The sequence below is a fragment of the Streptomyces sp. CNQ329 genome (genome assembly GCF_000482585.1).
In genome coordinates, this window is the sequence record NZ_AXVU01000010.1 from 154,492 (window position 1) to 174,679 (window position 20,188).

Consider the following 20,188-nt stretch of genomic DNA (forward strand, 5'->3'; position numbering starts at 1 on the left):
ATCTGCGTCATGAGCGACGACGACCGCAGGACCCGCAGGCTCACCCGGCAGATCGAGTCCTTCGCCGGCCGTCACGGCGGCGCCCGCGGGCAGGTCTCGTACCTCGGCCGGCCCGGCGCGCGGCTGGTGCTGGTCGGGGCGGACGGGACGTGGGGCGACCTGGTGGCGCCGAGCATGCAGAGCGCGACGGCGGCGGCCGAGGCCGCCGGGGTGGCGCTGCGGGAGAGCTTCGACGGCGAGCTGGCGGCGGGGGTACGGACCGGCCCGTACGAGTGGTCGCGGATGGCCGGAATCCAGGTGGGCGGGCCCGCGACCCCGGGTGCCCCGGAGACGGTGCGCGACGACGAGACGCCGGCGAAGGACGAGACGTCCGCGAAGGGCGCCGGGGCCGGCGGGACCGTCAAGGCCGGCGAGACCGACGGGACCGACAAGGCCGGGGCCGGCGGGGACGCGAAGGCCGGCGGGCCCGCGGAGAAGGACGGCACCGCCTGACCGTCCCCGGGTGGTGAACCGCGGCGCGCTACGGGGCCGTGGAGCCCACCGGCCGCGCCTCCGCCGGCACCGCCGGCGGCGGGACCTCCGCGGGCGTGACCTCCGGCCGGTGCCGCAGCGAGACGGCCACCCGCAGCACCGCGATCCACACCAGCGTCGAACCGAACAGGTGGATCATGACCAGGACTTCGGGCACGTCCGTCAGGTACTGCGCGTAGCCGACGGCGGCCTGCGACATCAGCACCAGGAACAGGTCCCGGGTGCGCGACAGCGGCCCCGGCGGGCCGTCGACGAGCTTCAGCGTCACCCAGATCGCGATCGTCAGGGCGACCACCGTCCAAGCCGTGAACGAGTGCACCTTCGCCGCGTCGTCCCAACTGATCCACCCCATCCGGGGCACGTCGCTGGAGTCGCCCGCGTGCCGTCCGGTGCCGGTCACGACGGTGCCGGCGGCCAGCAGCAGGACGGAGACCGCCACCAGCGCCCGGGTCAGCCGGCGCACCACGGTGCCGACGAGCGGGTCGGGCCCGCCGTCACCCTCGCGGGCACGGTGCCAGGTGAGATACGTGATCGTGATCAGACCGGTGGCGAGCAGGAAGTGGGCGGCGACGGTGTACGGGTTCAGCTCGGTCAGCACCGCGGCGCCGCCGAGGACGGCGTTGCCCATGACCACCCAGAACTGCACCCAGCCCAGCCGCGTCAGCTCGCGGCGCCACGGCTTGGTGGCGCGGGCGGCCACGATGGCCCAGCCGACGGCGGCGCACAGCACGTACGTCAGCAGCCGGTTGCCGAACTCGATGGCGCCGTGCATCCCCATCTCGGACGTCGCCAGCAGGCTGTCCTCGGAGCACTTGGGCCAGGTGTCGCAGCCGAGTCCGGAGCCCGTCAGCCGCACGGCGCCCCCGGTGACGACGATGACGATGCTCATCAGCAGAGCGGAGAGCGTCGCACGCCGGACCGTCTGCTGCGTCGGGGTCCAGCGCTCGGCGACGAGGGCGAGGGGGTTCTGCACGGCGCTATCGTATGCCGCCCCTTGTGCGCGGTTTCACGAGGGGGAGGCGGACGTTCCCGTACGCCCGTGATCCCTGCGGCGCGCCGGGTCACTCCCAGCGGAAGAACCGCGCCGCCGCCGCCAGCCCCAGCACCGCCCAGCCGGCCAGCAGCCCCAGCTCGCCCCACGGGATGCCGCCCCCGTCCCGGAGGACGTCCCGCAGCCCCTCCGAGAGCGCCGCGACCGGCAGCACGTCGAGCACCGCGCGGGCCCCGTCGGGGAACTTCTCCAGCGGCACGATCACGCCGCCGGCCACCAGCAGCAGCACGAAGACCAGGTTCGCCGCCGCGAGCGTCGCCTCCGCCCGCAGCGTGCCCGCCATCAGCAGCCCGAGGCCGGAGAACGCCGCCGTGCCCAGTCCGACGAGCAGCACCACGGCGAGCGCACCGCCGGCCCCGCCGCGCGGGGACCAGCCGAGCGCCAGCGCGATGGCGGTCAGCAGCACCAGTTGCAGCGCGATCGTGGCCAGCACCGCCGCCGCCTTCGCCGCCATCAGCCCGGCGCGCGGCAGCGGCGAGGCGCCGAGCCGCTTCAGCACGCCGTAGCGGCGGTCGAAGCCGGTGCCGATGGCCTGGCCGGTGAAGGCGGTGGCCATGACGGCGAGCGCCACGGCGCCGGGGGCGAGGAAGTCCACGCGCTCGCCGGGGCCGGTGTCGACGACGTCGACCGTGCTGAAGAGCAGCAGCAGCACCGCCGGGATGATCATCGTGAGGAGCACCTGCTCGCCGTTGCGCAGCAGCAGCCGGGTCTCCAGACCCGCCTGCGCGGCGACCATGCGGGACAGCGGCGCCGCCCCGGGGCGCGGCACGTAGACGCCGGTCCCCGCCTGCCGAGCACTCATCCGCGCAGGTCCTTCCCCGTCGGCTCCAGGCTGTGGTCTTCCGGGGGGCGACCCCTGTACCCCCGGGTGGTCCGGTTCACGAGCGCAGGTCCTTCCCCGTCAGCTCCAGGCTGTGGTCTTCCGGGGGGCGACCCCCGTACCCCCGGGTGGTCCGGTTCACGAGCGCAGATCCCTCCCCGTCAGCTCCAGGAAGACGTCCTCCAGCGTGCGCCGCTCCACCGTCATCTGCTCCGGCAGCACCCCGTTCTGTGCGCACCAGGTCGTGACCGTGGCCAGCAGCTCGGGGTTGATCTCGCCGCTTATCCGGTACGAGCCCGGGGCCAGTTCCAGCGCCGCGGTCTCCGGTGGCAGCGCCTTCAGCAGTGAGCCGAGGTCGAGTCCCGGACGGCCGGTGAAGCGCATGGTGTTCTCCGCGCCGCCGCGGCACAGCTCCTCCGGCGTGCCGTCGACCAGCAGCCGGCCGCTGTCGATGATCGCGACCTTGTCGGAGAGCTGCTCGGCCTCGTCCATGTGGTGGGTGGTGAGCACCACCGACACCCCGTCGGCGCGCAGCTCGCGGATCAGCTCCCAGGTGGCGCGGCGGGCCTGCGGGTCGAGGCCGGCGGTCGGCTCGTCGAGGAAGACCAGCTCGGGGCGGCCGACGACGGCCATGGCCAGCGCGAGCCGCTGCTGCTGGCCGCCGGAGAGCCGGCGGTACGGGGTACGGCCGCAGGAGCCGAGCCCCAGCCGCTCGATCAGGGCGACGACGTCGAGGGGGTGGGCGTGCAGGCGGGCGATGTGCCGCAGCATCTCCTCGGCCCGGGCGGCGGGGTAGACACCGCCGCGCTGCAGCATCACGCCGACGCGGGGCCGCAGCTCGGCGGCGTCGGCCAGCGGGTCGCGGCCCAGGACGCGGACGGTGCCGGCGTCCGGCCGGCGGTAGCCCTCGCAGATTTCTACGGTGGTCGTCTTGCCCGCGCCGTTGGGGCCGAGGACGGCGGTGACGTCGCCGCGGGCGGCGGTGAGGCCGAGACCGGCCACGGCGGTCTTCCCGCCGTACCGCTTGACGAGGCCGGACACCGCGACGGCCGCGTCCCTGGAGGGCTGTTGCATGTGTGCGAGTCTAGAGAGCCCGCGGGCGCGGCCGGCGCCGCCCCGGGAGGGTTCACGCCAGGGGGTGCGCGGAGTCCGAGCGGGACTTAGGTAACCCTAAGTGATGTATTCCACCACGCGGTGATCACGACCCGGCTTGTCCCGCCCCGGTGAATTAAGCAACAATGGCGTTGTGAAAAACGTGGACCCGGGTGCGAGCACCGCGAAGGACCAGGCGGCCGGGCCGGCCGCCGGTGCTGCCGTGCCCGGGGACGGGACGCGTAACCGGGTGGCCCGCTCCATCCTCGACCACGGCCCGTCGACGGCAGCCGACCTGGCCCACCGGCTCGCACTCACTCCCGCCGCCGTCCGGCGGCACCTCGACGCACTCGTCACCGAGGGCATCGTGGAACCGCGCGACCAGCGGGTCTACGGGGCCCGCGGGCGAGGCCGGCCGGCCAAGGTCTTCGCCCTGACCGACTGCGGCCGGGACGCCTTCGACCAGGCGTACGACCAGCTCGCCGCCGACGCCCTGCGCTGGATCGCCCAGAGCGCGGGCGGCGGGGAGCGGGGCGAGGCGGCCGTCGCCGCGTTCGCCCGCAACCGGGTCGCCGAGCAGGCCGAGCGGTACGCCGCGGAGCTGGCCGGCGTCCCGCCCGAGAGCCGGGTCGAGGCACTCGCCCGGCTGCTCTCCGGGGACGGGTACGCTGCCACCGCGCGCAGCGCGCCCGGCGCCCCCGGCGAGCAGCTCTGCCAGCATCACTGCCCGGTGGCGCACACCGCCGAGCAATACCCGCAGCTCTGCGAGGCGGAGACCGAGGTCTTCTCCCGCTTGCTCGGCACCCATGTGCAGCGTCTGGCCACCATCGCCCATGGCGACGGGGTGTGTACGACGTTCGTCCCCGAAATCAGCGGGCACCACGCCCGCAGGCAGCCACCGACATCCGGGAGGAACCCCGCATGACTGCGCCCACCGCCTCTGCCTCCACCGAGGCGAACGCCGCCGCCCCGGAGCATCCCGAGCTCGAAGGCCTGGGACGCTACGAGTACGGCTGGGCCGACTCCGACGCGGCCGGTGCCGCCGCGAAGCGCGGCCTGTCCGAGGACGTCGTCCGGGACATCTCCGACAAGAAGTCCGAGCCCGACTGGATGCTGAAGACCCGGCTGAAGGGCCTGCGGCTGTTCGGCAAGAAGCCCATGCCCACCTGGGGCTCCGACCTCTCCGGCATCGACTTCGACAACATCAAGTACTTCGTCCGGTCCACCGAGAAGCAGGCCCAGTCCTGGGAGGACCTGCCGGAGGACATCAAGAACACGTACGACAAGCTCGGCATCCCCGAGGCGGAGAAGCAGCGCCTGGTCGCCGGCGTCGCCGCGCAGTACGAGTCGGAGGTCGTCTACCACCAGATCCGCGAGGACCTGGAGGAGCAGGGCGTCATCTTCCTGGACACCGACACGGCGCTGAAGGAGCACCCGGAGCTGTTCAAGGAGTACTACGGCACGGTCATCCCGCCCGGCGACAACAAGTTCGCCTCCCTCAACACCGCGGTGTGGTCCGGCGGCTCGTTCATCTACGTCCCCAAGGGCGTGCACGTGGAGATCCCGCTCCAGGCGTACTTCCGGATCAACACCGAGAACATGGGCCAGTTCGAGCGGACGCTGATCATCGTCGACGAGGGTGCGTACGTGCACTATGTCGAGGGCTGCACCGCGCCGATCTACCAGTCGGACTCGCTGCACTCCGCGGTCGTCGAGATCATCGTGAAGAAGAACGCCCGCTGCCGGTACACCACGATCCAGAACTGGTCGAACAACGTGTACAACCTGGTCACCAAGCGCGCGGTGGCCTACGAGGGCGCGACCATGGAGTGGGTCGACGGCAACATCGGCTCCAAGGTCACCATGAAGTACCCGGCGATCTACCTGATGGGCGAGCACGCCAAGGGCGAGACGCTCTCCGTCGCCTTCGCCGGCGAGGGCCAGCACCAGGACGCCGGCGCCAAGATGGTGCACATGGCGCCCAACACGTCGTCCAACATCGTCTCCAAGTCGGTGGCGCGGGGCGGCGGGCGGACCTCGTACCGCGGCCTGATCGAGATCGGCGAGGGCGCGGAGAACTCGAAGTCCAACGTGCTCTGCGACGCGCTGCTGGTCGACACGATCTCCCGCTCGGACACCTACCCGTACGTCGACGTCCGCGAGGACGACGTGACGATGGGCCACGAGGCGACCGTCTCCAAGGTCAGCGACGACCAGCTCTTCTACCTGATGCAGCGCGGCCTGTCCGAGGACGAGGCGATGGCGATGATCGTCCGCGGCTTCGTCGAGCCGATCGCCAAGGAGCTGCCGATGGAGTACGCGCTGGAGCTCAACCGGCTGATCGAACTGCAGATGGAGGGCGCGGTCGGCTAGCCGGCCCCACCCCGCCGGAACAGGCCGGAACAGCCTCCGAGACGATTCATCGAGAAAGCGAGTACGAGAACAGTCATGGCCGACGCCCAGAAGATCCCGGCCGGCTCCACCGCCGCCGGAAGCATCGCGGTGGCCGCCGAGTCCACCGTCGCCACCAGGATGAGCGCCCCGCCGTCCTTCGACGTGGCCGACTTCCCGGTCCCGCACGGCCGGGAGGAGGAGTGGCGCTTCACCCCGCTGGAGCGGATCCGCGGCCTGCACGACGGCAGCGCGACCCCCACCGGCGAGCCCAAGGTGGCCATCACCGCGCCCGACGGCGTCACCGTCGAGACCGTCGGCCGCGACGACGCCCGGCTGGGCCGGGCCGGCACCCCGGTGGACCGGATCGCCGCCCAGGCGTACTCGTCGTTCGAGAAGGCCACGGTCGTGACCGTGCCGAAGGACACGCAGCTCACCGAGCCCATCCGGGTCTCGGTGCACGGCGAGGGCGGGGTGTCCTACGGGCACCAGCTCATCGAGCTGGGCGCCTTCGCGGAGGCCGTCGTCGTCATCGACCACACCGGCGACGCGGTGCTCGCCGAGAACACCGAGTACGTGCTCGGCGACGGCGCCAAGCTCACCGTCGTCTCCGTACAGGACTGGGCCGACGAGGCCGTGCACGTCGCGCAGCAGTCGGCGCTCATCGGCCGGGACGCCGGCTTCAAGTCCGTCGTCGTCACCTTCGGCGGCGACCTGGTCCGGCTGCACCCCCGCGCGCACTACGCGGGTCCGGGCGCCGAGGCCGAGCTGTACGGGCTGTACTTCACCGACGCCGGCCAGCACCAGGAGCACCGCCTGTTCGTCGACCACGACGCCCCGCACTGCCGCAGCAACGTGGCGTACAAGGGCGCGCTCCAGGGCACGGACGCGCACGCCGTGTGGATCGGCGACGTGCTGATCCGCAAGGCGGCCGAGGGCACCGACACCTACGAGCTGAACCGCAACCTGGTGCTCACCGACGGCGCCCGCGTCGACTCCGTGCCCAACCTGGAGATCGAGACCGGCGAGATCGTCGGTGCGGGCCACGCCTCGGCCACCGGCCGCTTCGAGGACGAGCAGCTCTTCTACCTGATGGCCCGCGGCATCCCGGCCGACGAGGCCCGCCGGCTGGTCGTCCGCGGCTTCTTCGCCGAGCTGGTGCAGCAGATCGGCATCGAGGACGTCGAGCAGCGCCTGATCGAGAAGATCGAGGCCGAGCTGGAGGCGTCCGTGGCATGACCGACACGACCGACGCGACGTACGTGCGCGCCTGTGCGCTGAGCGAGCTGGAGGAGGACCTCCCCAAGCGGGTGGAAATCGACGGCACGCCGGTCTCGGTCGTCCTGACCGGGGACGAGGTGTTCGCCATCTACGACATCTGCTCGCACGCGAACGTCTCGCTCTCCGAAGGCGAGGTGGAGGACTGCCAGATCGAGTGCTGGCTGCACGGCTCCACCTTCGACCTGCGTACCGGCAAGCCCTCCGGGCTGCCCGCGACGCGCCCCGTCCCCGTGTACCCCGTCAAGATCGAAGGGGACGACGTGCTCGTCTCCGTCACCCAGGAGTCCTGAAGGCACCATGGCAACGCTTGAAATCCGCGACCTGCACGTCTCCGTCGAGGCCGACAACGCCACGAAGGAGATCCTCAAGGGCGTCGACCTGACCGTGAAGCAGGGCGAGACCCACGCCATCATGGGCCCCAACGGCTCCGGCAAGTCCACCCTGGCGTACTCCGTCGCCGGCCACCCCAAGTACCAGATCACCTCCGGGTCCGTCACCATCGACGGCGAGGACCTGCTGGAGATGAGCGTCGACGAGCGCGCCCGCGCCGGCCTCTTCCTCGCCATGCAGTACCCGGTCGAGGTCCCCGGCGTCACCGTCTCCAACTTCCTGCGCACCTCCGCCACCGCCATCCGCGGCGAGGCCCCCAAGCTCCGCACCTGGATCAAGGAGGTCAAGGAGGCGATGGAGCGGTTGAACATCGACCCCGCCTTCGCCGAGCGCAACGTCAACGAGGGCTTCTCCGGCGGCGAGAAGAAGCGCCACGAGATCCTTCAGCTCGAACTCCTCAGGCCGAAGATCGCGATTCTCGACGAGACCGACTCCGGCCTGGACGTCGACGCGCTGCGCATCGTCTCCGAGGGCGTCAACCGGATCCGCGAGAGCGGCGAGGTCGGCACCCTGCTGATCACCCACTACACCCGCATCCTGCGCTACATCAAGCCCGACCACGTGCACGTCTTCGCGGGCGGCCGGATCGCCGAGTCCGGCGGCCCGGAGCTGGCGGACAAGCTGGAGGAAGAGGGCTACGCAGCCTACGTGAAGGGCGGCGCATCCGCGTGACCTCACTGCCGGGCCTCCTCGACACCGAGGCGATCCGCAAGGACTTCCCGATACTGGACCGCACGGTCCATGACGGGCAGAAGCTCGTGTACCTGGACAACGCGGCGACCTCGCAGAAGCCGCGCCAGGTGCTCGACGCGCTGAGCGCGTACTACGAGCGGCACAACGCCAACGTGCACCGCGGCGTTCACGTCCTCGCCGAGGAGGCCACGGCGCTCTACGAGGGCGCCCGCGACAAGGTCGCCGCCTTCATCAACGCGCCCAGCCGGGACGAGGTCGTCTTCACCAAGAACGCCTCCGAGTCACTGAACCTCGTGGCCAACATGCTCGGCTTCGCCGACGAGCCGTACCGTGTGGACCGCGACACCGAGATCGTCATCACGGAGATGGAGCACCACTCCAACATCGTCCCGTGGCAGTTGCTCGGGCAGCGCACCGGCGCGAAGCTGAAGTGGTTCGGCCTCACCGACGACGGGCGCCTCGACCTGAGCGACCTGGACGAGGTCATCACGGAGAAGACGAAGGTCGTCTCCTTCGTGCTGGTCTCCAACATCCTCGGCACGCACAACCCCGTCGAGGCCATCGTCCGCCGCGCCCAGGAGGTCGGCGCGCTGGTCGTCGTCGACGCCTCCCAGGCCGCCCCGCACATGCCGCTGGACGTGCAGGCGCTGCAGGCCGACTTCGTCGCCTTCACCGGGCACAAGATGGCCGGCCCCACCGGCATCGGGGTGCTCTGGGGCCGCAAGGGGCTGCTGGACGACCTGCCGCCGTTCCTCGGCGGCGGCGAGATGATCGAGACCGTCTCGATGCACTCCTCGACCTATGCCCCGGCGCCGCACAAGTTCGAGGCCGGCACGCCGCCGATCGCCCAGGCCGCCGGCCTCGGCGCCGCCGTCGACTACCTCAGTGGCATCGGCATGGCGGCCGTCGAGGCGCACGAGCGGGCCATCACCGAGTACGCGCTCGGAAGGCTGCAGGAGGTCCCGGACCTGCGGATCATCGGCCCGACCTCGGCCGAGGACCGCGGCGCCGCGATCTCCTTCACGCTCGGCGACATCCACCCGCACGACGTCGGCCAGGTGCTCGACGAGCAGGGCATCGCGGTCCGGGTCGGCCACCACTGCGCGCGGCCGGTCTGTCTGCGGTACGGAATTCCTGCGACCACGCGGGCGTCGTTCTATCTGTACTCCACCCCGGGCGAGGTCGACGCGCTGGTCGACGGCCTGGAGTACGTCCGGAACTTCTTCGGCTGAAGGGCGTGGGAACAGCGTGAAGCTCGATTCGATGTACCAGGACGTCATCCTGGACCACTACAAGCACCCCCACGGGCGGGGCTTGCGGGACGGCGACGCCGAGGTGCACCACGTCAACCCGACCTGCGGTGACGAGATCACGCTGCGCGTGAAGCTCGACGGACGGACCATCGAGGACGTCTCGTACGAGGGCCAGGGCTGTTCCATCAGCCAGGCCAGCGCCTCCGTGCTCAACGAGCTGCTGGTCGGCAAGGAGCTGGCCGAGGCGCAGCGGATCCAGGAGCAGTTCCTGGAGCTGATGCAGTCGCGTGGGAGGATCGAGCCGGACGACGCCATGGAGGAGGTGCTGGAGGACGCGGTCGCGTTCGCCGGCGTCTCGAAGTACCCGGCGCGCGTGAAGTGCGCCCTGCTGTCCTGGATGGCGTGGAAAGACGCCACGGCCCAGGCGCTGAAGGAGGCCGCAGCATGACGGACACCGACGTGACGACGAAGCCCGCCGAGGAGGACGAGATCCGCGAGGCGCTGTACGACGTCGTCGACCCCGAGCTGGGCATCGACGTCGTCAACCTCGGTCTCATCTACGGCATCCACGTGGACGAAGGCAACGTCGCCACCCTGGACATGACGCTGACCTCGGCGGCCTGTCCGCTGACCGACGTGATCGAGGACCAGGCGAAGGCCGCCACCGAGGGCATCGTCAACGACCTGAAGATCAACTGGGTCTGGATGCCGCCGTGGGGTCCCGACAAGATCACCGACGAGGGCCGCGAGCAACTGCGCGCGCTGGGCTTCAACGTCTGAGCAACCCTCACCAGGCCCGCACCGGCTCGCCCGGGGCGGGCCTGCGGCGTTTCTGCGGGAAAGTGCCGAGAACGCGTGTGCGGCCCTCGGGCAACAACAGGTGACAGGTTCCGCCACCTCTTTCCGAACGGGGACCGCCCAGTGACCGACCCGCCGCACGACATCCCGGAGAGATGCGTGGAACCCCCGCACGACGTCTCGCCCCTCGTCGACGGCGACGCCGCCGTGATCGAGGAGTCGCTGGACCGGCCCGAGGTCTTCGCCGAGTTATACGACCGGTACGCCCCCGCCATCCACCGCTACGCGACCCGCCGGCTCGGCTCCGGCGCGGCGGACGACATCACCGCCGAGACCTTCCTGGCCGCCTTCCGTGCCCGCGGGCGCTTCGACACCGGCCGGGCCAGCGCCCGGCCGTGGCTCTACGGCATCGCCGCCAACCTCATCGGCCGGCACCGCCGTTCCGAGGTACGGGGCCTGCGCGCCCTGGCCCGTACCGGCGTCGACCCCGTGGCCCACTCCTGGGTGGACGAGGCCGACGACCGGCTCGTCGCCCAGGCCGCCCACGCGCCCCTCGCGGGAGCACTCGCCGGGCTGGCGACCGGCGACCGGCATGTGCTGCTGCTCGTGGCCTGGGCCGACCTCACGTACACGGAGGTGGCCGAGGCACTGGACATCCCCGTCGGTACCGTCCGCTCCCGGCTGAGCCGGGCCCGGCGCAAAGTGCGCGCGGCCCTCGGGCCCGATCCCCACTTCACGAACGACGCACCCGAGGCGGCCACCCATGGATGAGATGACGAAGTTGCGCGAGTGGCGCGAGGACGCGCCGACCCCCGACCGCGCCCGGCTCGCCCCCGGCCGCCGCCGGCTGCTCGACGCGGCAGGTCGCAGGCGGCGGCGGCTGCCGCTGCCGGGGGACTGGCGCGTGGTGGCGGGAGCGGTGGCGGCGGGCGTCACGGCGGTGGCGCTGCTGTCGACGAATGTGGGCGGCGGTGAAGCCACGCCGCAGGAGGGCGCCGGCCAGGTGTCGGCGGCGGCTCCGGTGACCCAGGAGGCGGCCGAGTTGCTGCGGGCCGCCGCCGCCGAGGTCGCCGACGACCCGGTGCCGCAGCCGGAGCCGGAGGACTGGGTGTACGCCCACAGCATGGAGGTGAACATCACCGGGGTGAACCCACGGCGTCCTGAAAGCTCCTGGGTGAAGTACGCGGATCCGGAGTTCGAGAACTGGAACGAGGGCGACGACCACTCCCCGCGGGAGCGCTTCGAATATCTCGCCGCGCTGCCCGAGGAGCCCGAGCAGGTGCTGCAGAAGGCGCGCTGGTTCTATCCCGAGAGCGGCGGGCGTCCCGACTCCCCGGACCCCGGCGCCGGGCAGAGCCCGCAGGAGCGGGCCCCCTGGGACTTCGGGTCGCTGAGTTCGCTGCTCGCCTCGGCGCCGATGCACCCCGGTGGCCAGGCACGGGTCTACAACGCCATGGCCACGATTCCGGACGTGCGCGTGCGGGACCATACCGTCGAGGATGCGGCGGGACGGCCGGCTCTCTCCTTCTACCTCGACGGCAGCCACGTGTTCGACACGCTGCGCGTCGAGGTGCTGCTCGATCCCGTGACGTACGCCTACCTCGGCAAGCAGTACGTGGCTGTGGACGACAAAGCCGGGAGCGATCTGGAGGGCGCTGCCGACCCCGGGTGGCAGAAGGGAGACGTCGTCATCGCGACCGCGGTCCTCGAGACGGCCCTGGTGGACGGCGACGGCGTCCGGCCCTGAGGGACGCCGTGTGCGGCCCAGGGCTGGAGCACCCCGGGCCGCCGCGGCGGCCGGCCCGCCGCCGGCCCTCCGCGCCGGGGCGTGCCCGTGTCGCCATGCGGACCGGTTCGCCTCCCGTGCCGGGCGGCGGTTAGCGTTCGGGTATGACCGACGCAGCGACCTCCACCACCCTCCCCACCGGCGCCGCGGCCACCGGCCTGGCCACCGTCACCCCCGACGGCACCGTCCTCGACACCTGGTTCCCGGCTCCCGCGCTGGCCGACGATCCCGGCCCCGCGGGCACCGAGCGGCTGACCGCCGGGCGGGCGGCCGAGCTGCTCGGTGAGCCCGCGCGGGCGGCGCTGGGCCCCGACCCGCGGCGCGGGGTGGAGGTCGTCGCGGTACGCACGGTGATCTCCTCGCTGCAGGAGAAGCCGGCCGACGCGCACGACGTGTATCTGCGGCTGCACCTGCTCAGCCACCGGCTGGTCCGCCCGCACGGGCAGAACCTCGACGGCATCTTCGGCCTGCTGGCCAACGTCGCCTGGACCTCCCACGGCCCCGTGGCCGCCGACCGGATCGAGGAGGTGCGCCTCGCGGTCCGCGCGGCCGGGCAGCATCTCCAGGTCACCCACCTCGACAAGTTCCCGCGGATGGTCGACTACGTGCTGCCCTCCGGCGTCCGCATCGGCGACGCCGACCGCGTCCGCCTCGGCGCACACCTCGCCGCCGGCACGACCGTCATGCACGAGGGGTTCGTCAACTTCAACGCCGGCACGCTCGGCACCTCCATGGTCGAGGGCCGGATCTCCGCGGGCGTCGTCGTCGGCGACGGCTCGGACGTCGGCGGCGGCGCGTCGATCATGGGCACGCTCTCCGGCGGCGGCAAGGACGTCATCTCCCTCGGCGAGCGCTGCCTGCTGGGCGCCCAGGCAGGCGTCGGTATCTCGCTCGGCGACGACTGCATCGTCGAGGCCGGCCTCTACGTCACCGCCGGTACGAAGGTCGCGCTGCCGGACGGCGCCGTGGTCAAGGCCCGCGAGCTGTCCGGCGCGAGCAACCTGCTCTTCCTGCGCAACTCCACCACCGGCGCGGTCGAGGCCCGCCAGCGCTCCGGCTCGTGGGGCGGCCTCAACGCCGCGCTGCACGCCAACTGACGCGGGGCGGCCGGCTCGTCCCCCCGCGGACCTGCCCTTCCCCCCTCCACGAGCCCGCCGGGCACGGCACGTCGCCGTGCCCGGCGGGTTTTCCGCGTTCCGCGGCATAGCGGCGGTGCGCGGGAGGCGTCTACAGGGGCAGGGTGACCCGGGACGAAGGAGAGGCAAGAGGAGATGGACGCGGCGAGCGAAGCCGGCTTCCACGAGTTCGTGGAGTCCAGGTCCGGCGTGCTGTTCAGAACGGCGTTGCTGCTGAGCGGGGGCGACCGCGGTGCCGCGGAGGATCTGCTGCAGAACGCGCTGATCAAGGCCGCCGGGCGCTGGCAGCGCATCGACGATCCGGAGGCGTACGTCCGCCAGGTGCTCTACCGCCAGCAGATCAGCCGCTGGCGGCTGCGCTGGCGGTCCCGAGAGCAGGTCGTCGCCGAGCCGCCGGAGCCTGGCAGGGCGGCGGCCGGCGGCGACCCCGTGCATGACGCGGAGCTGCGGATCGTCATGGCGCGGGCACTGCGCCGGCTGACCACGCGACAGCGCACGATGCTCGTGCTGCGCTACTACGAGGATCTGCCGGAGGGCGAGGTCGCCGCCCTCCTCGGCATCTCGGTCGGCACCGTACGCAGCACCACGCGGCGGTCGCTGGACAAACTCCGCGCCGTGTCCCCGGAGCTGGCCTCCCTCGCCCTCGACCCGCCCGACACCCCCGAACCCGTACGCGCAGAGCAGTTGACGGAGGTCAAACCGTGAAGGTCGAGGAGCTGGTGCGCCGGTCGCTGCACCACATGGCGGAGTCGGACGCGCATCCCGACCCCGGACTGGCGGGGCGGGTGCTGAGAACGCGGCGCAGGCGCCGCGTGAAGGGCTTCACCGGCGCCGCGGCGGCCGTGGCCGCCGTCGTCGCGGTGGCCGTCGCCGTGCCCCTGGCGGTGCCCGGATCCGGCGGGGGAACGCCGGCCGCGATCCCGCAGGAGGACGTGATCGGGCGCCCGGGGGAGTCGCCGCCGCGGGGACTGATCGCCGCCGGCGACCTGGCCCTGTCCGCGTGGCACACCTGGGAGACCGAGAAGCTGCCCGGCGGCGACACCATCAAGAGCCGCACGTGGCACCTGTACGACCCGGGCACCGGGCGGTACGAGGAGACCGACTGGGCCTGGATCGACGTCGCCCCCGGCATGCGGACCGCGGCCGTCCTCGAAAGAGACCTGCCCGCGGACCGTATCGGCCTGCTCGACCTGGCCTCCGGCGAGGTGGAGCGGTGGATCCCGGTCGACGGCGAGGGCGTGGGCTCGGTGGAGTTCTCGCCGGACGGCGAACGGCTGCTGGCCACCGCCTACTCGCTCAACCCCGACGGCCGCTTCAAGGACTCCCCGGTCTGGCTGAACGAGGACAAGGTGCCGGGCGCCAAGCGCAGCCGCACCGGCTTCTACGTCGTCGACGTGGCCTCGGGCGACTCCGCCTACACCGCGCTGCCGTTCGTGGACGATCCCGACCACGGGATGGCCGGCATGACCGGCCGCGAGGATCTGCGCTGGAACAGCGACGGCGGAATGCTCTGGGAGCACTGGCCGTTCCAGTCCGGCCGCCGCTACTACGACCTGTCCGGTGAGCACGCGGACGCGCCGCCGCAGGAGAAGCACGTCTCGTACCCGGAGGCCGGCCTCTCTCCCAACGGCCGCCTGGTCGGCGGCGATTTCGCCGGCGAGGGTCACGAGATCGCCTCCGAGGTGCTCGACTCCCGCACGGGCAAGCGCGTCGCGAAGGTGCCGGGTCAGCAGCTTCTGGCCTGGGCCGACGACGAACGGCTGATCGCCTGGGGCTGCGACCCGGGGGTCTGCCAGGAGAACGAGTTCAAGAACCGGCTCGTGCTCATCAGCCTCGACGGAGACGAGGTGATCCCGCTCTCCGCCGCCCGCTCCGGCAATGACGCCGACCTGAGCCGCTGGGAACCGGAGTTCACCGAGCGCTGAGCCGCCGGTCCGTACCCGGCCGCACCGCCACGCATGCCCGCGACCCTCTAGGGTTGCGGGCATGCGTGACTTCACCACCGGGTTCGGTTACGTGGGCAAAGGGCTGCGCTGGGTCGCGGGGCACGGGCGGTCGTGGGTCCTCGGCCTCGTGCCCGCGCTCCTCGCGCTCGTCCTCTACGCCGCCGCCCTCGCCGCCCTCGCGTACTGGGCCGACGACCTCGCCGTGTGGGCCACGCCCTTCGCCGACGACTGGGACTCGCCCTGGCCGGGGTTGCTGCGCGGACTGTTCATGGCGCTGCTGCTGCTCGGCGGCATCGGCCTGGCGCTGCTGACGTTCACGGCCGTCGCGCTGCTGATCGGCGACCCGTTCTACGAGGCCCTGTCGGCGCGCGTCGAGGAGGACGCGGGACACTGCCCGCCCGGCCCGGACGAGCCGCTGCTGCCGGGGCTGTGGCGGTCGCTGAAGGAGAGCGTCCACGTGCTGTCGCGGGCGCTGCTGTTCACCGTGCCGCTGTTCTTCCTCGGCTTCGTCCCGTTCTTCGGGCAGACGGTCGTGCCCGCGCTGGGCTTCGCCGTCGCCGGCTTCTTCCTCACCGTCGAGCTGACGTCGTTCGCCCTGCAGCGCCGGGGGTTCGACGTGCGCGGGCGGCTGGCGCTGCTGCGCCGGCACAAGATGCTCGCGCTCGGCTTCGGGGTGCCGATCGTGCTGCTGTTCCTGGTGCCGCTGGCCGCGGTGGTGGTGATGCCGGGGGCGGTGGCGGGCGCGACGCTGCTCGCCCGCCACCTGGTCGGCGACGACGTGCCGGCCGCCGGCCCGGCGCCGGCCCCCGGTCCGCCGCCGGTCAGGGCCTGAGCCGGACCACCGAGGGATCGTGGTCGCTGGCCTGGTCGGCGTACTCCGCGTTGAGGTGCACGATGTCGTAATCCGCGCGGGCCGCCAGTGCGGGGCTGGTCAGGATGTGGTCCAGCACCTGGGAGTTGCCGTTGAACACGTAGCCGTAGCGCTCGGCGCGCGGTAGTCCGTTGACGAGGTCGACCAGCGCGCGGCCGGCGGTCAGCCTTTCCACGGCGGGGGAGAAGGGGAAGTCGTTGATGTCGCCGGCGACGACGACGCGGGCGTCACGGTCCACGGCGAGCACGTCCCGTACGAACTCGTTGACGGCGGCGGCCTGCGCGATCCGCTGCTCCTCCGAGCCGCGGGCGGGCGGCTGGAAGCGGCCGTCGAGCCCTTGGTCGCCGCCCTTGGAGCTGAAGTGGTTGGCGACGACGAAGACCGTGCGACCGCGGAAGACGAACTCGCCGGCGAGCGGCTTGCGGCTGTCGTTCCAGGCCGCGTCGCCGGGGGCGATACGGCCCGGGGACGCGGACAGCGCCGGGGCGCCGCCGTCGCCGGTGACCGTGACGGGCGTCGTGGCGTCGCCGCCGGGGCGGTCGGTGAAGGACACCCGCTCGGGGTCGTAGAGGAACGCGACGCGGATGTTGCCGCCGGGCTGGCCGCCGTCCGCGTCGTCCGCAGGGTCGATCTGGCGCCACTCGTACGCGGGTCCGCCGGCGGCGGCGATGGCGTCCGTCAGCGAGCGCAGGGTGGCGTCGGCGCTCGTCACGGCGTCGTCGGTGGCGCCGTTGTCGTCCTGGACCTCCTGCAGGGCGACGATGTCGGGGGAGGCGAGGCCGTCGACGAGGCCCCGGGCCAGCCGGTCGAACTTCGCGGCGCCGTCGCGGGCGGAGAGGTTCTCCACGTTGTACGTGGCCACCGCGAGTTCGGCGTCCCGCTGCGGGCGGGCCGACTCGCGGCCGGGGCCGGTCTGCCGCTCGGTGCCGAGGGCGGTGGCCTGCAACTCGTAGCCGCCGAACTGGTCGTAGTCCAGGGGGCCCGCGGTGGTGCCGCCGAGGTGGTCGCCGACGTCCAGGACGGGGAAGGGGCGTTCGGCGAACGGGAGGAGTGAAGTGACCTTGAGCCGGCCGCCGTTGGGGTCGCGGTAGCCGGCGTACAGCACGCCTCCGCGGGCGGTCCGGTTGTGCGCGGGCTCGGTGGTCACCCACAACTCGTTGAAGGACGTGGTCGGCCCCACGACCCGGGCGTCGCGCACCGCGACCCGCATGCCCTCCAGCGACTCGTAGCGGTCGAGCGCGTACGAGCCGGGGCGCAGCCGCAGGCCCTCGATACTGCCGCCGTCCGCGTCGGGGGCGAATCGGGCGGGGACGGTGGCGTCCCGCAGCACGAAGGCACCGGGCAGCGGGTTGCCGGAGGAGAGGACGGTCCACGTGGCGCCGGTCAGCTCGGTGACGGACTGCAGCCCGGCGTCCTCGCCGCCGGGGTAGTACTCGGTCACGGTGCCGGAGACCTCGACCGCGTCGCCGGGCGCGACGCCGGGGGTCGTGGAGCCGGTGAAGACGAAGACCGCCTCGCTGGTGGCCGGGTCCGCATCGGGCGCGGTGTCCTGGACCCAGAATCCGCGGGCGGAGCCGAAGGCACGGACGGCGGTGACGGTGCCGGGCACGCCGGCCACCCGCTGTCCGGCGAGCGGGGATATCCGGGTATCGCCCTGGATATCGCGGATGCGTATCTGTCCGTCGCCGCCCGCGGTGCCGACGGCCCCGGCGGCGGGTGCGGCGAGCAGGGCGGCGGCGAGCGCGGCGGCGACGGCGTACGGGACAGGGCGGGCGCGACGGTGCATGGTGTCCTCCGGGACGGGACAAGAGCGGGTCATGCGGGTCAGATCGGGTTAGTTCGGGGCAGGCGCCGGGCGGGGACGGACCGGAGCGCGGCGGAGACGAAGGTCTGTACGTCTACGCGCGTCAATCTCGTGCGCGCGTACGGGCGTTGTCAAGGAACGCGGAGCAAACACCGGGAGCGCGGCCCGCCCGAACGGCGTCTTCGGCCGCACGGCCCCGCGGGGGCTACCCTTGGGCTGCGTCCGATTGATCCCCAGTCTTCGGAGTTGTCGATGACCGCAGACCGCACCGTCCTGCCGCCCGTCCGGCTGCCCGCTGAGGCGGAGCTGGCACGGGAGGCGCTGTCCGCGCCGCTCTTCGCGCGGGCCGTGCGGCTGGCCCGCTGGGCCGGTCCCGGGCTGCGGGTGGGTGCGGGGGGCGAGCTGCCCGACGCCGAGGTGCGCGAGGCCGCGGCGGAGCTGGGCCTGAAGGAGGGCGCGGACGACGACGGCGAGGCGCGGGCCGTCGCCGGCGAGGCGTGGCGGATCGCCGTGGACGTCGGCCTGGTCGACGTGACCGCGCCGGAGGAGGGCGACGAGGAGCTGGGCACCGCGGCCCCGAGTGCGGACCTGCGGCTGATCACCGCCGGCGCGCCCGCCGACGTGCTGGAACTATGGGCGGCGGCCTGCGAGTGCGTGCTGTCCGACGCCGCGCTGCCGGACATGAGCGCGCTGGTGGAGCAGATCACCGCGGGCGAGGAGCCGGACCTCGACCGGCTGGACTGGGACCCCGAGGCCGACGCGGACTTCCTCGACGGCGCGCTCGGCAACCTGTACCTGCTCACCGCCATGGAGGGCCCCGGCGCCGGAGGTGCCGTTCCGCTGCCGGCGCTGGCCGCCTCCCTCGTCGTACCGGACGACATGGACGAGCCGACCGACGAGGTGCTCGCCGAGGTCTCGGAGGCGGTGCTGCGGCTCGACGAGCAGTTCCGCATGCTGGAGCCGGTGGGCGTGGTGTCGTACCGTCCGGTGGCCGAGGAGATCCTGCTCGAAGCCGCCGGCACCGCGCCGGCAGCGGACGCCCCCGAGGACGGCGGCGACGACGAGGACGTGTCCCGCTACGGCGTCGTGCGCCTGACCCCCCTCGGCCTGTACGCGCTGCGTCGGCGGATGCTCGCCGACGGCCTGGCGGCCCCGCTCGTCGGCGAACTGGCGGGCGAGGACGCCTACGTCCTCCTCGACGCCCTGCTCCGGCTGCCCGACCAGGTCGCCCAGACGGAGGCGGAGGCCTGGCTGGAAAACCGCAAGCCCGCCGAGGCCGCCGCCGCGCTCCTCGACGCCGCCCGCGGTGCCGACGACCGCGCCCCCGCCCGCCGGCTGGCCTGCCAGCAGGCGCTGGCCGTCGTCGGCGCCGAGGCGGAGCCGGCGGTACGGGACGTCCTGCACGACCGCGAGCTGGGCGGTCTGGCGCGCGTCTGGCTCACCGAGCGCGGCGTCCCCGGGGTGCCGCAGCCCAGCGAGGACATGATCTTCTGGCTGGCCGTGGACACGGTCGCCGCCCAGTTGGGCGGGCTACGGGACGACACCCCCGAACTGCGTGAGCTGGTGGAGCATCTGGTGGGCATGCACCGCGGCTTCTTCACCGCCGCCTGGCGCGTGGACCACCCGGCCACGCCGGAGGTGCTGGAGGCGATGGGCCGTCTCCACCCGGACCGCCAGGTCTCCAAGGACGCCCGCAAGGCGGCCTTCAAGGCCCGCTCCCGGCCCACGGCGTAACGCCGCGCGGGCCGGCGCGACGCGCGGGAACATTCGGCACGTGGGGCCTCAGGGGCCGCGATGTGCGGGGTGGGTGGGGGTGCTGTGCAGTGGGGCCGGTGACGGGGCGGGCGGCGGTCCGTGAGGCGGTGGGCGCCGGGCCGTGAGGGGTGGGGTTCGGTCCGCGAAGGGGTGGGGTTCGGTCCGCGAAGGGGTGGGCGTCGGTCCGTGACGGGGGTGGGCATCGGTGGGGTCGGTGTCGGCGGACGGTCGTTGTCCGCGCAGAACCGTACGTCCCCTCACGCCCGCCCAAGGGTATGCGCCTGCTCTGACAGTGGGCCCGGTCGCCGGTGTCGGCGGCTGGCCGGCGTGGTGGGTGGAGCGGGTGCGGGGGTACGGGTCGGGCGGAACGGTGGTTCGCTGAGTGGGCCGGTGTACGGGGGTACGCGTCGGGGTGGGCGGTGATGCGTGGGGTGGGCCGGTGTACGGGGGTGCCGGCGTCGGGGTGGGTGCCCGTCCGTGACGGGGGCGGGTGCGGTGGTGTCGGTGTCGGGGTGGGGCGGTGTCGTGGGGGCTCCCCCCGGGCCACCCCGCTCTTTGATTGTCGGGCCTGCGTCCGGCGTCAAGGGCGC

General features: G+C 72.8%; 20 protein-coding genes. 16 read left to right on the forward strand and 4 right to left on the reverse strand.

Features of this window, described 5'->3' with window-relative positions; genetic code table 11:
- The first annotated feature begins 9 nt into the window (after positions 1–9).
- Positions 10–492: a hypothetical protein gene (locus tag I003_RS36790; protein WP_486584151.1), complete on the forward strand. Its 483-nt coding sequence runs from the start codon at positions 10–12 to the stop codon at positions 490–492.
- 28 nt (positions 493–520) lie between these two features.
- On the opposite strand, the gene I003_RS0109670 is transcribed toward I003_RS36790, so the two are convergent.
- The 3 genes from I003_RS0109670 to I003_RS0109680 all read right to left on the reverse strand — a co-directional run bounded on the left by I003_RS0109670 (position 521) and on the right by I003_RS0109680 (position 3,476).
- Positions 521–1,504 (reverse strand): COX15/CtaA family protein, encoded by a 984-nt coding sequence (locus I003_RS0109670; protein ID WP_027771350.1) that lies wholly within the window; start codon positions 1,502–1,504, stop codon positions 521–523.
- Between the two features lie 88 nt (positions 1,505–1,592).
- Positions 1,593–2,384, reverse strand: coding sequence for an ABC transporter permease (locus tag I003_RS0109675; protein WP_027771351.1), 792 nt, complete (start codon positions 2,382–2,384; stop codon positions 1,593–1,595).
- A 156-nt stretch (positions 2,385–2,540) separates the two neighbouring features.
- Positions 2,541–3,476: an ABC transporter ATP-binding protein gene (locus I003_RS0109680; protein WP_027771352.1), complete on the reverse strand. Its 936-nt coding sequence runs from the start codon at positions 3,474–3,476 to the stop codon at positions 2,541–2,543.
- A 181-nt stretch (positions 3,477–3,657) separates the two neighbouring features.
- Between I003_RS0109680 and I003_RS0109685 the strand changes: the two genes are divergently transcribed.
- From I003_RS0109685 to I003_RS31770, 14 genes are all read left to right on the forward strand, one after another.
- Positions 3,658–4,419 carry a helix-turn-helix transcriptional regulator gene (locus I003_RS0109685; RefSeq protein WP_027771353.1) on the forward strand — a complete coding sequence of 254 codons (762 nt, stop codon included), beginning with the start codon at positions 3,658–3,660 and terminating at the stop codon, positions 4,417–4,419.
- Positions 4,416–5,867: a Fe-S cluster assembly protein SufB gene (gene sufB / locus I003_RS0109690; RefSeq protein WP_027771354.1), complete on the forward strand. Its 1,452-nt coding sequence runs from the start codon at positions 4,416–4,418 to the stop codon at positions 5,865–5,867. The genes I003_RS0109685 and sufB overlap by 4 nt, the downstream gene beginning before the upstream one ends.
- Positions 5,868–5,942: 75 nt before the next feature.
- The gene (sufD, locus tag I003_RS0109695) at positions 5,943–7,124 is read left to right on the forward strand and encodes a Fe-S cluster assembly protein SufD (RefSeq protein ID WP_027771355.1); all 1,182 of its coding nucleotides are present in this window, start codon (positions 5,943–5,945) and stop codon (positions 7,122–7,124) included.
- Positions 7,121–7,456: a non-heme iron oxygenase ferredoxin subunit gene (locus I003_RS0109700; RefSeq protein WP_027771356.1), complete on the forward strand. Its 336-nt coding sequence runs from the start codon at positions 7,121–7,123 to the stop codon at positions 7,454–7,456. The genes sufD and I003_RS0109700 overlap by 4 nt, the downstream gene beginning before the upstream one ends.
- Before the next feature lie 7 nt (positions 7,457–7,463).
- Positions 7,464–8,228: a Fe-S cluster assembly ATPase SufC gene (gene sufC / locus I003_RS0109705; protein WP_027771357.1), complete on the forward strand. Its 765-nt coding sequence runs from the start codon at positions 7,464–7,466 to the stop codon at positions 8,226–8,228.
- The gene (locus I003_RS0109710) at positions 8,225–9,481 is read left to right on the forward strand and encodes a cysteine desulfurase (protein ID WP_027771358.1); all 1,257 of its coding nucleotides are present in this window, start codon (positions 8,225–8,227) and stop codon (positions 9,479–9,481) included. The genes sufC and I003_RS0109710 overlap by 4 nt, the downstream gene beginning before the upstream one ends.
- A 16-nt stretch (positions 9,482–9,497) precedes the next feature.
- Positions 9,498–9,950 (forward strand): Fe-S cluster assembly sulfur transfer protein SufU, encoded by a 453-nt coding sequence (gene sufU, locus I003_RS0109715; protein WP_027771359.1) that lies wholly within the window; start codon positions 9,498–9,500, stop codon positions 9,948–9,950.
- Complete coding sequence (locus tag I003_RS0109720) at positions 9,947–10,282, forward strand: metal-sulfur cluster assembly factor (protein WP_027771360.1); 336 nt, start codon at positions 9,947–9,949, stop codon at positions 10,280–10,282. The genes sufU and I003_RS0109720 overlap by 4 nt, the downstream gene beginning before the upstream one ends.
- A 177-nt stretch (positions 10,283–10,459) precedes the next feature.
- Positions 10,460–11,071: a sigma-70 family RNA polymerase sigma factor gene (locus I003_RS0109725; protein WP_027771361.1), complete on the forward strand. Its 612-nt coding sequence runs from the start codon at positions 10,460–10,462 to the stop codon at positions 11,069–11,071.
- Positions 11,064–12,047, forward strand: a complete 984-nt coding sequence (locus tag I003_RS0109730) for a CU044_5270 family protein (RefSeq protein ID WP_486584152.1) — start codon at positions 11,064–11,066, stop codon at positions 12,045–12,047. Before I003_RS0109725 ends, I003_RS0109730 begins: the two co-directional genes overlap by 8 nt.
- A gap of 143 nt (positions 12,048–12,190) precedes the next feature.
- Positions 12,191–13,183, forward strand: a complete 993-nt coding sequence (dapD, locus tag I003_RS0109735; protein WP_027771363.1) for a 2,3,4,5-tetrahydropyridine-2,6-dicarboxylate N-succinyltransferase — start codon at positions 12,191–12,193, stop codon at positions 13,181–13,183.
- A gap of 174 nt (positions 13,184–13,357) precedes the next feature.
- A complete protein-coding gene (locus tag I003_RS0109740) occupies positions 13,358–13,927 on the forward strand; it encodes a SigE family RNA polymerase sigma factor (protein WP_027771364.1) in 570 nt (189 codons plus the stop codon).
- A complete protein-coding gene (locus I003_RS0109745; RefSeq protein WP_027771365.1) occupies positions 13,924–15,147 on the forward strand; it encodes a hypothetical protein in 1,224 nt (407 codons plus the stop codon). Before I003_RS0109740 ends, I003_RS0109745 begins: the two co-directional genes overlap by 4 nt.
- 61 nt (positions 15,148–15,208) lie before the next feature.
- Positions 15,209–16,000 (forward strand): EI24 domain-containing protein, encoded by a 792-nt coding sequence (locus tag I003_RS31770; protein WP_037720471.1) that lies wholly within the window; start codon positions 15,209–15,211, stop codon positions 15,998–16,000.
- On the opposite strand, the gene I003_RS0109755 is transcribed toward I003_RS31770, so the two are convergent.
- Entirely contained in the window at positions 15,990–17,825 is a 1,836-nt protein-coding gene (locus tag I003_RS0109755) for an endonuclease/exonuclease/phosphatase family protein (protein ID WP_027771366.1), read from the reverse strand. The genes I003_RS31770 and I003_RS0109755 overlap by 11 nt on opposite strands.
- 270 nt (positions 17,826–18,095) lie before the next feature.
- Between I003_RS0109755 and I003_RS0109760 the strand changes: the two genes are divergently transcribed.
- The gene (locus I003_RS0109760; protein WP_027771367.1) at positions 18,096–19,577 is read left to right on the forward strand and encodes a hypothetical protein; all 1,482 of its coding nucleotides are present in this window, start codon (positions 18,096–18,098) and stop codon (positions 19,575–19,577) included.
- Positions 19,578–20,188 lie beyond the last annotated feature (611 nt).